This window comes from Okeania sp. SIO1H4 (genome assembly GCF_010672695.1).
Classification (GTDB): domain Bacteria; phylum Cyanobacteriota; class Cyanobacteriia; order Cyanobacteriales; family Microcoleaceae; genus Okeania; species Okeania hirsuta.
The window spans coordinates 49669-61873 of sequence record NZ_JAAHGB010000041.1; the positions used below are offsets into that span (position 1 = coordinate 49669).

Consider the following 12205-nt stretch of genomic DNA (forward strand, 5'->3'; position numbering starts at 1 on the left):
TATTTATTTTTCTACTGTTTTATGTCTGATTGATAGAAAAACTTGATTATAAACTGACCAAAAATATGTACAGAACTAATTTGGCATCTATATCGATCGACTTTATATTATGAGAACCTCAATTCTGCCAAATTAAACAATGATTTTTAGAGAGCGATCGCTCGCCATAAATATTTCTTTTACCCGGTGGTATGCCTAAACTATAAAAATTTAAAAAAAATCAAAAATTAAGTATTTTAAAATTGAATAATTTTTATGACCGCTACATATCTACCACTTCCCCTAAAAGCTGAAAACTCAGACAACGCCAGATTTTTGCTTCTTCCTTCTGTTATACAAAAAAATACAGTAGAAATTAGTCTCTCGTTTCTACTGTATTTAAAGTCAAAGCATTGATATTAGATCCGCCTAATTAGTGATGAAAAAAATCATCTTCTCACTTCAACGGCAAATCTATCCCTGCTCTGCTACTCAATGATTTATAAGTATTAAACCAGACATGATATTAGAATTATCCCAGTCTGTAATTTAAGACTATTTTTGATTTAATTCAACCACAATCTGAAGGACTACAACAATCCGTATTATCATTAACACTTGTAATTCGATAATCTAAACCTTTAGTTTCCTTCGGATGCCTATTTTTAGAACGTCGGCAATCAAATTGTTGTGCTGAATTTAATGGAATATCTGTATAAGGTTCAACAGGCAAAAAATCTTGATAATAAGGACCATTTTGGTCTGTATAAATTTTGAAAGTTTTATCACAAACAGCCATTCTTTGACCTCTGTACAAAGTATGACCATCATCATCAACCACCTGTTTCCAATGACCTTTGTAAATTACAGCCTGATTCCTTTCTAAACATTCTCCTTCTTTTCCTTTAAAAGCACGAACTGTCACAGAATTAAATTCAATTCCATCTATTACTTGCCATGGTTTTTCTTGACGTTTGAGAATTTCAACTCCATAAAAACCAGCCTCTTCAAACATTTTTAGAAAAACATCTTCTCGAAATGCTCCAGCAATACAACCACTCCATAATTCCGGGTCATTAATAATGTCTGGAGTGGGGTCTTCATCACAGACAATATCAGAAATAATTGCTCTACCACCTCGCTTTAAAACTCTATAAATTTCACTAAATAGTTTTTCTTTATCTTGGGGGCGAACTAAATTCAACACACAATTAGAAATTACTACATCAACACTATTATCTCGAATTAAAGGTTGTTCTTTGCGGAGAGCATTACATTCTGATTCAAAAGCTGCTAGAGCATCAATAGAAGTAATAGGATTTGCAGTAAGCCACTGTTCAACTATGTCTAAATCAAGGGCTAAATCCTGAATTTTTCCTTTGACAAATTTAGTATTTTTGTATCCAATTTTAGTAGCTATTTCATTTTGATATTTTCGAGCTAATCCTAACATATCATCATTAAAATCTACTCCTATTACTTGCCCTTCAGCACCAACTTTTTGAGCAAGAATATAGCAATTTTTTCCAGCGCCCGAACCTAAATCTACAACTGTTTCTCCAGGAGAAATATAACGAGTAGGGTCTCCACAACCATAATCTTTTTGAATAATTTCTTGAGGTAAAATATCTAGATAATTTTCCTCATATTCAGTCGGACAACATAGATCTGGTTGTACTTGTTGAGCGCCTGCTTGATAACGCGTTAAAACTGCATTTTCAATATTATAGTTAGCAGTCAATTTTTCATTTGTGGTTGTATCGGTCATAAATAAATCTTGTTCAAAATTTTCCCAATTCATTATATCTACCAAATAATCAAGCTGAAGATGACACACATTAAGTAAATTTTCACAAAGTATGATTTATATATTGTGAAAATTTATCTAGTTATATATTTTTATTTAAAACACTTTTAAATGAGTATTTGCTGAGAAAAAGTAAAGAATAAGAGAATAAATAGGGTTTGCTGAATAAGTTTTTTGGTATGAGGTAGGAGTCAACCCACCCCTAACCCCTCCCAGGAGGGGAAGTCAGGAGGAATGGGGAATTTAGAGGAGGGAGTCGGATATTTTATCCCTTGATTTTTCTACAATTATTCTCCCTTTTATCCTAACTTTTTAGTCGCTCAAGCTTAAAAAGTTGCACTTTTTTTCGCTCTTTAATAGAATTGGGCTAAAGAAGGCTGGCAACAGAGGGCAAAATAGAGCAGGCAATTTCTATCTTCAAACAAGCCCAAAAATGGTCGCCGGAAATTGACCTTGACCCCGATACAGAAACAAAAGAAACAGACCCAGAAGTTGTGGCGAAAAGGTTAGCTGCTCCTGGTAAAGTAGAACAGGGAAAAAAATTAGTAATAGAGGGCAAAATAAATGAGGCAATTTCTCTCTTTAAAGAAGCACAAGAATTCTTACCAGAAATTGACCTTGACCCCGATACAGAAACAAAAGAAACAGACCCAGCAGTTGTGGCGAAAAGGTTAGCTGCTACTGGTAAAGTAGAATAGGGAAAAAAATTAGTAATAGAGGGAAAAATAGAACAGGCAATTAGCCTTTACAATGAAGCACAAAAATTAGATTCAGACTTAGAAATAGGTGCTCAGGATTGGAATTCAATCTGTTGGTTTGGTAGCTTATATAATCAGGCTCAAGATGTGATGTTCGCTTGTGAAAAAGCAGTTGAATTGAGTCCTAATGATGGTGGAATTCTGGATAGTCGCGGTTTAGCGAGGGTATTAACAGGGGATTATCAGGGAGCGATTTCTGATTTTCAAGTATTCGTAGATTTGGTGGAAGATGGGGAGGAAAAAGCAAAACGTCAAAGTTGGATTTCGGCGTTGAAAAAGGGTGAAAATCCGATTACTTCTGAGGTATTGGAGAATTTGAAATAGAAGTCAGAATTCGGTAGGGACTTGAGAGTCAAGTAGGGTGTGTTAGACGGCATTAATTACTCGCTATCATAAGGTATTTAACAATCCGTTGTAACGCACCATTTTTAATTAACCGGGTATCATAATCATGCTGCTTTACATTTCATTAACGCACCCTACTAGACTGATATCATGTCCGCTGGGGCGCGTTTGTGTAAACCCAAGGGTGAATATCTACAGGGAATTTAAGTTTTTTTTATTGCCCTTAAGTATTCCTGCCTGTTCCCTGTTCCCAGTTAAGTGTTCCCTATTTTTGCTATACAATACTGATGCTACCGGACATGATATGAAATATCAAGAGCGATCGCTCTGTGTTAAAAAAGAGAGAAATATCTAGCAAAAAACTTTAGTCAAGCATCCTACAAGATTGCGATCGCACCATTGTTTCAAAAAGATAATTCACGTTTGCTATTCACACAATCTTGAAGGTATAAATCAATTAATTGTTGATCATAAATTCCTTTTTCTTGTGCTTTTTTCTCAAAATATTCTATTACTTCAATCCCTAAAGATAAACTTATTTGTTGCTTTAGTTTTTTAGCATAAGGATTAGGACGACTTTTCATTTTAGTTAGGTCATATTCTGGTTTCATAGTTTTATCCTTCATATAGTTTACTTTCATTTTTAGTTGCTTTGCGGGCAGAAATAATTCTGATTACAGATTCTTGTTCTCGATCACAATGAACTATCAATAATATTCGCATTTTTGAGCTGATACCAAGCAACAAAAATCTATCCTCAAAATCAGAGTGTTGTTCATCCCAAAATTGAATAGCATTATCATCATAAAACACTGATTTTTCCTCTTCAAATGATACACCATGCTTTTTTTGATTAATCAGATTATTTTCCTTATCCCACTCAAATCGCAATTGACTCATCTTTATATTTTAAAACAAACTGTTTGATTAATTTAGAGTATTTTAAATAAATATTTGTTTGTATCTAAAAAAATTATCCTCACCCATAACGCTCCTGAAAAAGTTATTGCTTCACTTCACGAATCAGCTCTAAAACTTGTTCTTGAGTTTCGATACCAGCTTCTTTAAAATCAGCTTGCATTTTCCTACGAACTTCTTCTAACTCAATTGATTGATTTTCATCAGAAACAATAATCACCACTTCAACCTCCTGATCATTCGGCAAATTTTGATGAGGTTCAGTTAGAATTAATTATCCATTTTTAACTATAGCTTTAGTTTGAATAAACTCCATATTTAATTTCCTAGCATTCCTCATTTGATTGACTAAATTTATCTGAATTTATTTGATCATTGTTTTCTACTTGGACTAATGTAGTTGTGATAAAATTCAGGTAATAATAGTCACCAAAGGTAGAATTTTTTATGAGTGAGACAAAAATAAAAATAGACCTACCACCACCTTTTCCCGATCATACTCAATTACCAGATGAAGACGGCACCTTTGTGAAAAACTTCCAGGAGCATCCCCAAAGTATCCTTTTAATACCAATTTCATAAAATATTGCAAAGCGTGAGGACACAGGGAACAGGGAACACGGGAGCTGGGAACAGAGAAAGAAAAACATAAATATTAGAGTTGTTGGGAATTAAGCTAAAAAAATGGCTAAAACCCTTATTGGTCAAAGTTTATAGCGTTTTTCACTCCTAGAATCATGAAAACCTTATAGAATAAGCTTTTGAGCATTGTTCAATTGTTATTTCCCAACAACTCTATTAAAGAGGAAAAAAGGTGGAAATTTTAGAATTTATGGAATTTATAATTTTTTCTTTTAAGAAGAAATCACAAATTAAGATGTAACTGCCTTTGCGTGAATTTGGTATAACTGATTCCATCGCACCAATTTTACAACAACAACACCCAGATGGAAATTATGCCATCGGGCAAGATAGTGGTATCTATTGGCGAGAAACAGAACCCCCCGAAAAAGGTGCAGAAGCACCAAATTGGTTTTACATTCCCGATGTACCACCACTATTAAACGGTGCAATTCGTTGTTCCTATTGTCTGTGGCGAGAATATATGGCACCTTTAATTGCTCTAGAATTTGCTATTGGAGACGGAACAGAAGAATTAGACAAAACACCTTTGTCAGTTTCCGAAGATGGTCAAACAACAAAACCACGAAAATTTTGGGTCTACGAGCAGATTATCAAAATAGATTACTACGGAATATATCTCATCAAAACTGGCAGTTTAGAAATGTATCATTTAGAGGATAAGTCTTATCGCTAGATGTCTCCTAATGAGCGCGGTCACTATTTCATTGAACCCCTGGGAATAGAATTAGAAAAATTGGAAGGTTCCTATCAAAATCAAAGTTTATCATGGTTGCGTTGGTGGGACTCTGAAGGTAATTTGTTGTTAACAGGAACAGAAAGAGCAGAAGTAGAAAAAGCGCGTGGCGATCGCTTTGCCAACCAAACTGAACAAGAACGCCAACGTGCAGAACAAGAACGCCAAGCACGAAGAAATGCTATTCCTCAATTATTAGCAACGGGAATGAGTGTGGAACAAGTAGCACAAATTCTGAGTTTAACTGTTGAGGAAGTGAGGAAAATTTCTAATAGACATCTCCTCCAAAAGAGGGAACAGGGAACAGGGAACAGGCAACCCACCCCTCGCCCCTCCCCCTCCCAGGAGGGGAATAATTGATAATTTATGGATAATAATTGATTTTATTTTTGATTATTGGAGATGTCTAATAGTTAGGTAATACAGCAGATTTCAAGTATATGAAGTACAGATATTAACAATTAAATCTTCCCAGTGCGGGCATCTTGCCCGTTATGAGTGTACCTCACCCTTGGTGCAATCTGCTGTATTATCTAGTCTATAGAACCCATTTGAGGTCTATATAATTATGGTAGTCAAGTCTTTTCGCGCATCAATGAGTGAGGAACAATCATCAGCAAGGAGTGTTGAATTTTTTATATTATTTCTCCCCACATCTACCCTCTTACCTCTTACCTTCCCCTCCTGGGAGGGGTTAGGGGTGGGTTGTCTCCTGTATTCCCCTCCTGGGAGGGGTTGGGGGTGGGTTGTCTCCTGTCTCCTAGCTCAAAAAACGCGCATATTTATGAAGATACGATCGGGGGTTCTATAAATTTTCTCAAGTTCCATTTGATTTCAACCACTCTTGATAACGCTGTTCATTACCGCCAAAAGATTCAACTGAAACTTGACCTTCTCGTTCATAAACTAAAGATTTATATTCCTCAATAGTCATTGGTTTTTTCTCACAATATGCAATAATAACTTCACGGAATAATGGCATATTTTGCAGGTCTGGTTCATAACGTTCTACATGAGAAACTATCCAGTCCGTAGGAATTGCCCTAGAAGAACGAAGAGTAGCACCAGAACCAGTAGAATAGAGTCGCCGACCAATTTCTTGTTCATACTGTCTTTTTTCTACCGGTTGCCAATCATAACTAGCACGAATAAGACGAGTTGTTTCATCTTTTTCAATTAACCCTCCTGAATGTCGAACCCATTGCTCCCCTTGTTTTACCATGTAAATAATGAGAGTTGCTTGATCGTCTAATAATTGTTCAATATTTTCAGTCATTGTCTTTCTCTTTGTGGTCTGCAAATGATGTTTCTCCCTCAAAAATACATTCTGTATCAAGAATAGATTTACTATCGTCTTTCCTAGTTTCTAATAATTTCCATTGATTTCTTTCTGCCATATTTTCACAATCTTCTTCTGAAACTGCCCAATGGCTAGATGTGTTGTTTTTATCACTATTATTCGGCTCTGACATTTGCTAAGATTAGAGTGTATATTTTGTTTGTTACTTGGGCTGAAGCTATGACTTCAAAGCCCAAGTTTTTTTGTACTAAGTCCCTAGTTAACTTCCAGGGATGCTTCATATTTTTATATTAAACGATGTATACGTCTGTATATAGCTTTTTTTGATAAATATTACTGATGTATACGTCAGAATAGAAGATTGAAGAAGGAGACAGGAGACAGGAGACAGGAGACAGGAGGAAAATTACATGGGGATTCTCACCCCAAGTAATTTTGAACACCGTGTAGACGGTGGGGTATTAAACCCACAAAGAAAATGATAAAAAAATATGACCGATGTATACATAGTATTATAGTATAATAGATGGAAAAATCATTAGCAAAAAATTATGTCCAAGTTAGTCAGAAATAAAAAAGGCCAAATAATGACCGTATTAGGTGAAGGTGAAAAGCCAAAAGCTGACAAACCTTTATCTGTAAGAGTTCCACAGGATATTGATCAGTATGTGCGATCGCTCCCTAATAGAAGTCAGTGGTTAGAGGAAGCTATAACAGAAAAGGCGAGAAAAGAAATGCACGAATATAGTAGGGAATAGTTTAACAATTAATAATTAATAGTGGGAAAAACATTTCTCCAGATAATATTTTTCCTTATTCCTAAATTATTCCCGCAAAACATAACCCACTCCTCGCACAGTTTGAATTAACCTTTTTTCTTCATTAGATTCTAACTTCAAACGTAAGTAACGAATATAAACTTCAATAATATTTGAATCGCCCATAAAATCGTAACCCCAGACAGTTTCTAAAATTCTATCTCTTGTCAAAACTTGTCGAGGATGAGCCATTAAATATTCCAATAAATCAAATTCTTTTGCTGTTAATTCAATTGCCCTATTATCCCGATAAACCTCCCTTGTACTTCGATTTAAACTCAGGTCTTCAAACATTAATAAATCGGGATTAGGTTCTTGAGTACGTCTAAGATGTGCCCTAACCCTAGCTAATAATTCTTCTACACTAAAAGGCTTTAATACATAATCATCTGCCCCTGCATCTAAACCAGCTACGCGATCGCTCACATCATCCTTAGCTGTTAATAGAATAATTGGTACTTTATCACCAGTAGTTCGCAAACGACGACATAATTCTAACCCCGATAAACCAGGTAACATCCAGTCAAGAATTATCAAATCTGGCTTAATTTCTCGTGCCATTGTTATGCCAGCGAATCCATCATTAGCCACCGTTACTTGATAACCTTCATATTTAAGTTCTAGCTCAATAAATTGAGCTAGTTTTGCCTCATCTTCAACTACCAGAATGTTAGATGACATTTGTTTTTTAATCTAAACACTGCTATTTATTCTATAGTAGGGAACAGGGAATAGGGAATAGGGAATAGGCAACAGGCAACAGGCAACAGTCAGAAAAACATTTCCCTGTCTTAGGGTTCATTATCAACATAAGTCCTCAGCAACTCATTTCTTGCTATACTATTATTTTAGATAGTTAAGAAAGAAGAATTTACCAAATAATTAAGGTTTAAAACCTCTACGCATCAAAGAAAAAAAGAAATTTTTTTTTATTCAATCCTCTTATTCAAACACAAGTCCTAACAAGGAAATATTTGTAGTGCGGGCATCTTGCCCGCAATAGGTGCATCGTAATTATTAGACTTCTCCAATAATAAAAAATAAAATCAATTATCGCACAGAAATTATCAATTATTTCTCCCTACTCTGTAGGGACGTTGCATGCAACGTCCCTACGACCTACTCCCTCTTCTCTGAAGATATCTATTAATTATACAAATAAATAATTCTACTCAACTTCTTCTACCGGAATGGGAAATTTTTCTCCTTTCAAATAAGCATCAAAATGTTGCTTAAAATAAATCCAAGAAGTCACGTCATCCTTATCTAAAATAGATTTAGCTGCATTTTTAAACAATGGAACGCGAGTATTCATTTCATCCTGAATTAACTGGGGTAATTCTGCAACACTAGCCACCTTCCCACCCCAGGCACTATAAATTAGATTACCAGAGCGATCGCCCATTTTCATCCACGGCACCCAAGGACCTATTCTATCCCATGCCAACATTACCTTAGATACAGAAGTTGTGTCAGAATTTTGTAAATCTGCCGTGGGTACTGTCAACTTAAACAATTCGCTAGCTTGATAAAGAGATTGAGGACTATATTCAGCAAACTTTGGATCGTCGGCGAGGGGGTTGGGGTAGTTAGAAAACAGGTCAAACTTATAAGTAGTCAACTCCTGATCAACTAATGCAGGCATTGGTCTTTTAAACAACCCCTGTACCGGATTATTGGCCACATGAACTACAGGCAAAACTTCGTCCGTCCAGGGATTTTTCCAAGTATCCAACTTTTCCCCTGTTTCGGGGTCAAGATAAAATGTTAGTTCCCTAGAAGTAAAATCCCAACCTTCCTCCGACCTCGGAATACATCTGGCCACACTCATCCCTACTATTTGGAACAAATGCTGTTTTGGTTCCCCAGGAATAAACGCATAAACCGAACCCTGCCAAGTCAGAAAAGATTGTTGAGCGTCAGTACTAGCACGCACTTTCACCCAGTCTTTTGCTTCCAGGAGTTTTTTGGTGAGATGGACCATTCGTTTGCTGATATAATGTTTTGTCTATCATAATATAGCAATTAGCATTCAGTTATCAGCTATCAGCTTGATTTTTTTTGTTTTTTCGTCTAACTTTTCAGATGTACTTTATGTGTGAAAGAGAAAATTATAATTCAGAGTTAATTTTCATTACTAAATAGTCAATAAGCAACGATCAATTACTACAAAAATAACTTATATAGCAATCCTAAATAAGTTGTGACAAATCAAAAAGTAGATAAAAAAACTGAAACTTCTACCTGTTCCCTGTTCCCTGTTCCCTGTTCCCTGTTCCCTGTTCCCTGTTCCCTAAAAGCGGTAAGATTTTTATACACAAATAAAATAGGACTGCTATAGAAAGCTGGAGTTAATCATGGATGAATATTTTAATGACTATGAATTTGATAACTTAAATTTTTATAGAGAGAATCATGGTAAACAACTTTACTATAACTGGGGTGGAGAAGTTTGGTGGATAGAATCACCTGGAAAACCTCAAGAAAAGTTGTTTTCTATTATTGGGATGAATGCCACAAAAGTATTTATCAAACCACATCCAGAATATGGGGAAGCCGGACATAGAATTAATCGAGAAATATGTTTATTTTGCGACTCATCTACTCAAGAAGTATTAGACTATTGGCGACCTAGAGAAGAAGTAAAAGAAGTTCCTGTCGTACATATTGCTAACCGGATGGTCCAGGGTTTTGTCTCACCAAAAAAAATTGTAATCCCTCAGAATTCTGGATATGTGAAAAAAGTTATAGAAATTCCTTTAGAATATCCTCATCCTTTGGCAAAAGAAAGTAAATATCGAGATTATTGCCCTGGAGAAAAATTTAAAGGAGTAGAATATTTTACCTCTAGTGTGGCTCGACCAGGGGTAACAGAAATACCTCCTTCTGAATGGGCGAGAGATTGTCCGTGGATGCCTTGGATGAAATTAGGTTATGGTCATCCGGCTCGGTTAAGATTTGAAACTACTATTTCTAGGGTAGAATCTTTTGAAGAACTTCATCCTAATTTAGTCAAGTTGGTGAGATAAACATTGCCAATTTATGAGTTTGCTCCTGATGAAAGTGATGAACCAAATGTGACAAGTATTTTGTATTTTAAGAAGTATTTTGATGCTTATTTAAGAGGGGAAAAATTTCCAATTCCAGAAACTACTTAGGGTTTGCTGAAAAAGTCTTATGGGTAAGGGTAGGAGACAGGAGACAGGAGACAGGAGGAACGGGGAATTATAGAGGAGGTAGGAGGAAGAATAATCAAGGGATTATTCTGCGCAACTATAAGCCTAAAATGCTAATTTTTTGAACCATTACGACCATTAAGCTTGGACTTTTTTTAACTAAAAAATGCGCTCAACCTTTATATATCAATGCTTTTAGATTTAATCAGCAAACCCTACTTAAGTTATATCATGTTCCCCCGGAGGGGGAGCTACGCTAACGGTTGAATACTTATAAATAACTGTTGTGAGGAGTCAGGAGTCAACCCATACGATCGCTATTGAACCGGACATGATATAAGATATACCTGCAATTTACCTAGTAAATAAAAAGGTGCAAAAGATGACCAAAAATTTCACCAGAGATGAAATGGAAACAGTTCAGGAAATATTGCAAACTGATACCCGACCTGTGCCGCCTGTACTCAAACAAGAATCAATCAAAAATCTGGGAACTGCCGATATTCCCAGAGAAATATTCTTTTCTCCTGAATATCATAACTTAGAGGTGGAAAAGTTGTGGAAAAAAGTCTGGCAGTGGGCTTGTCGAGAAGAAAATATCCCCAATGTAGGCGATTATGTGGTGTATGATGTAGCTGACCTGTCGGTAATTGTTGTTAGGAGCAAAGCTGATAAAATTCAGGCATTCTACAATTCTTGTTTGCACCGTGGAACCCAATTATGTGTTAACGAGGGAAATACTTTAGCTTTACAATGTCCCTTTCATGGTTGGACATGGAAATTGGATGGTACTCTAGCTCATATTCCTTGTCGGTGGGATTTTGAACAAGTAGAGGATGAAGCTTTTCGGTTGCCTGAAATTAAGGTGGCAACATGGCAGGGCTAACTACAGAAGCCGAATAATTGGACAAAGTTGGACAAATATTAAGAGATATTAAAAATATCCTGATGATTTGCTATCATACACTCATTCATCTGATAATTATCAAAGACTTTTTTTCATGGCTTACCAGTTCAAATGCAATCAATCAAAACCAAATTAAAAGTTAACAATAAACAAAAGACTATACTTGCGAAACACGCTGGTGTGGCTCGTCATGCCTATAACTGGGGATTAGCTACTTGTATTGCTGAGTACGAAGAGACTAAGAAACGACCTAGTGCTATCACTTTGCATAAGCGTTTGGTGAGGGAAGTCAAAAGTGAAAATCCCTGGTATTATGAAGCATCAAAGTGCGCCCCACAACAAGCATTAAGAGATTTAGAAAGGGCTTTCAAAAACTTTTTAACTATTCCCCAACATGGATTTCCTAAGTTTAAGAAAAAAGGGAAAAAAGATAGTTTCTACTTAGAAGGAAGTATTCAGATACTGAAAGGAAACTATATCAAACTACCCAGAATAGGAATAGTAAAAACTTATGAAATTTTACCTTCTGTACCAGTCAAAAATGTGACGCTCTCAAAACGTGCAGATAATTGGTATATCAGCTTTAAATATGATTTGGAACCAGCACCATTACCGACTCCTAAACAACGAGCTGTGATTGGTGTAGATATAGGTATAAACACCCTAGCGACCTGTAGCGATGGAACAACCTACCGTTCTACTAAACTTACCCAAACTTACCCATGCATGGTTGCATAGGTTTTGGAGCTAGCTTCCTGTTTCACAGAAGACCACCGACCGCAGTCTGCAACTTATCTTCTCCACAGGCTTAAATTCGCT

Annotated in this window: 16 protein-coding genes and 1 pseudogene; 9 read left to right on the forward strand and 8 right to left on the reverse strand. The window is 36.0% G+C overall.

What is annotated here, in order from left to right; translation table 11 throughout:
• Positions 1–550 precede the first annotated feature (550 nt).
• Positions 551–1747, reverse strand: a complete 1197-nt coding sequence (locus tag F6K06_RS22255) for a methyltransferase domain-containing protein (protein WP_287240113.1) — start codon at positions 1745–1747, stop codon at positions 551–553.
• Positions 1748–2280: 533 nt separating this feature from the next.
• On the opposite strand from F6K06_RS22255, the gene F6K06_RS22260 reads away from it, so the two are divergent.
• The gene (locus tag F6K06_RS22260; RefSeq protein WP_124143618.1) at positions 2281–2484 is read left to right on the forward strand and encodes a hypothetical protein; all 204 of its coding nucleotides are present in this window, start codon (positions 2281–2283) and stop codon (positions 2482–2484) included.
• A 150-nt stretch (positions 2485–2634) separates the two neighbouring features.
• Entirely contained in the window at positions 2635–2868 is a 234-nt protein-coding gene (locus F6K06_RS22265; protein WP_124143619.1) for a tetratricopeptide repeat protein, read from the forward strand.
• A 425-nt stretch (positions 2869–3293) separates the two neighbouring features.
• On the opposite strand, the gene F6K06_RS22270 is transcribed toward F6K06_RS22265, so the two are convergent.
• The 3 genes from F6K06_RS22270 to F6K06_RS22280 all read right to left on the reverse strand — a co-directional run bounded on the left by F6K06_RS22270 (position 3294) and on the right by F6K06_RS22280 (position 4054).
• Complete coding sequence (locus tag F6K06_RS22270; RefSeq protein ID WP_287239990.1) at positions 3294–3500, reverse strand: antitoxin; 207 nt, start codon at positions 3498–3500, stop codon at positions 3294–3296.
• Positions 3501–3504: 4 nt separating this feature from the next.
• The gene (locus tag F6K06_RS22275; protein WP_287239992.1) at positions 3505–3789 is read right to left on the reverse strand and encodes a BrnT family toxin; all 285 of its coding nucleotides are present in this window, start codon (positions 3787–3789) and stop codon (positions 3505–3507) included.
• A 103-nt stretch (positions 3790–3892) separates the two neighbouring features.
• On the reverse strand, positions 3893–4054 hold the full coding sequence (locus F6K06_RS22280) for a hypothetical protein (protein ID WP_287239993.1): 162 nt from the start codon (positions 4052–4054) through the stop codon (positions 3893–3895).
• A 200-nt stretch (positions 4055–4254) separates the two neighbouring features.
• Here F6K06_RS22280 and F6K06_RS22285 point away from each other — a divergent pair, with 200 nt between their 5' ends.
• Both F6K06_RS22285 and F6K06_RS22290 read left to right on the forward strand, forming a co-directional pair.
• Positions 4255–4389 carry a hypothetical protein gene (locus F6K06_RS22285; protein WP_375340279.1) on the forward strand — a complete coding sequence of 45 codons (135 nt, stop codon included), beginning with the start codon at positions 4255–4257 and terminating at the stop codon, positions 4387–4389.
• A gap of 322 nt (positions 4390–4711) precedes the next feature.
• Positions 4712–5449 (forward strand): annotated as a pseudogene (locus tag F6K06_RS22290) (Uma2 family endonuclease); the annotation flags it as partial.
• A gap of 553 nt (positions 5450–6002) precedes the next feature.
• Here F6K06_RS22290 and F6K06_RS22295 read toward each other — a convergent pair.
• Together F6K06_RS22295 and F6K06_RS22300 are read right to left on the reverse strand one after the other, a co-directional pair.
• A complete protein-coding gene (locus F6K06_RS22295; RefSeq protein ID WP_124143620.1) occupies positions 6003–6461 on the reverse strand; it encodes a hypothetical protein in 459 nt (152 codons plus the stop codon).
• Positions 6454–6657, reverse strand: coding sequence for a hypothetical protein (locus F6K06_RS22300; protein WP_124143621.1), 204 nt, complete (start codon positions 6655–6657; stop codon positions 6454–6456). Before F6K06_RS22300 ends, F6K06_RS22295 begins: the two co-directional genes overlap by 8 nt.
• A 379-nt stretch (positions 6658–7036) precedes the next feature.
• Between F6K06_RS22300 and F6K06_RS22305 the strand changes: the two genes are divergently transcribed.
• A complete protein-coding gene (locus F6K06_RS22305) occupies positions 7037–7243 on the forward strand; it encodes a hypothetical protein (RefSeq protein ID WP_124143622.1) in 207 nt (68 codons plus the stop codon).
• 66 nt (positions 7244–7309) lie between these two features.
• Here F6K06_RS22305 and F6K06_RS22310 read toward each other — a convergent pair whose 3' ends face one another.
• Both F6K06_RS22310 and F6K06_RS22315 read right to left on the reverse strand, forming a co-directional pair.
• Positions 7310–7984 carry a response regulator transcription factor gene (locus tag F6K06_RS22310; protein ID WP_124143623.1) on the reverse strand — a complete coding sequence of 225 codons (675 nt, stop codon included), beginning with the start codon at positions 7982–7984 and terminating at the stop codon, positions 7310–7312.
• A gap of 487 nt (positions 7985–8471) precedes the next feature.
• Positions 8472–9287: a DUF1838 domain-containing protein gene (locus F6K06_RS22315; protein ID WP_287239996.1), complete on the reverse strand. Its 816-nt coding sequence runs from the start codon at positions 9285–9287 to the stop codon at positions 8472–8474.
• A gap of 373 nt (positions 9288–9660) precedes the next feature.
• Between F6K06_RS22315 and F6K06_RS22320 the strand changes: the two genes are divergently transcribed.
• From F6K06_RS22320 to F6K06_RS22335, 4 genes are all read left to right on the forward strand, one after another.
• Positions 9661–10332, forward strand: coding sequence for a DUF1838 family protein (locus F6K06_RS22320; RefSeq protein ID WP_287239998.1), 672 nt, complete (start codon positions 9661–9663; stop codon positions 10330–10332).
• A 3-nt stretch (positions 10333–10335) separates the two neighbouring features.
• The gene (locus F6K06_RS22325) at positions 10336–10461 is read left to right on the forward strand and encodes a hypothetical protein (protein ID WP_287240000.1); all 126 of its coding nucleotides are present in this window, start codon (positions 10336–10338) and stop codon (positions 10459–10461) included.
• Between the two features lie 400 nt (positions 10462–10861).
• The gene (locus F6K06_RS22330) at positions 10862–11365 is read left to right on the forward strand and encodes an aromatic ring-hydroxylating dioxygenase subunit alpha (protein ID WP_287240001.1); all 504 of its coding nucleotides are present in this window, start codon (positions 10862–10864) and stop codon (positions 11363–11365) included.
• A 132-nt stretch (positions 11366–11497) separates the two neighbouring features.
• A complete protein-coding gene (locus F6K06_RS22335) occupies positions 11498–12124 on the forward strand; it encodes a transposase (protein ID WP_287240004.1) in 627 nt (208 codons plus the stop codon).
• The last annotated feature ends 81 nt before the right edge of the window (positions 12125–12205 follow it).

Excerpts from the sequence above, each read along its gene's own strand:
- F6K06_RS22255 (WP_287240113.1), bottom strand. The coding sequence starts at position 1,747 with ATGACCGATACAACCACAAATGAAAAATTGACTGCTAACTATAATATT.
- F6K06_RS22265 (WP_124143619.1), top strand. The coding sequence starts at position 2,635 with ATGTTCGCTTGTGAAAAAGCAGTTGAATTGAGTCCTAATGATGGTGGA.
- F6K06_RS22270 (WP_287239990.1), bottom strand. The coding sequence starts at position 3,500 with ATGAAACCAGAATATGACCTAACTAAAATGAAAAGTCGTCCTAATCCT.
- F6K06_RS22275 (WP_287239992.1), bottom strand. The coding sequence starts at position 3,789 with ATGAGTCAATTGCGATTTGAGTGGGATAAGGAAAATAATCTGATTAAT.
- F6K06_RS22285 (WP_375340279.1), top strand. The coding sequence starts at position 4,255 with ATGAGTGAGACAAAAATAAAAATAGACCTACCACCACCTTTTCCCGAT.
- F6K06_RS22295 (WP_124143620.1), bottom strand. The coding sequence starts at position 6,461 with ATGACTGAAAATATTGAACAATTATTAGACGATCAAGCAACTCTCATT.
- F6K06_RS22300 (WP_124143621.1), bottom strand. The coding sequence starts at position 6,657 with ATGTCAGAGCCGAATAATAGTGATAAAAACAACACATCTAGCCATTGG.
- F6K06_RS22305 (WP_124143622.1), top strand. The coding sequence starts at position 7,037 with ATGTCCAAGTTAGTCAGAAATAAAAAAGGCCAAATAATGACCGTATTA.
- F6K06_RS22310 (WP_124143623.1), bottom strand. The coding sequence starts at position 7,984 with ATGTCATCTAACATTCTGGTAGTTGAAGATGAGGCAAAACTAGCTCAA.
- F6K06_RS22315 (WP_287239996.1), bottom strand. The coding sequence starts at position 9,287 with ATGGTCCATCTCACCAAAAAACTCCTGGAAGCAAAAGACTGGGTGAAA.
- F6K06_RS22320 (WP_287239998.1), top strand. The coding sequence starts at position 9,661 with ATGGATGAATATTTTAATGACTATGAATTTGATAACTTAAATTTTTAT.
- F6K06_RS22330 (WP_287240001.1), top strand. The coding sequence starts at position 10,862 with ATGACCAAAAATTTCACCAGAGATGAAATGGAAACAGTTCAGGAAATA.
- F6K06_RS22335 (WP_287240004.1), top strand. The coding sequence starts at position 11,498 with ATGCAATCAATCAAAACCAAATTAAAAGTTAACAATAAACAAAAGACT.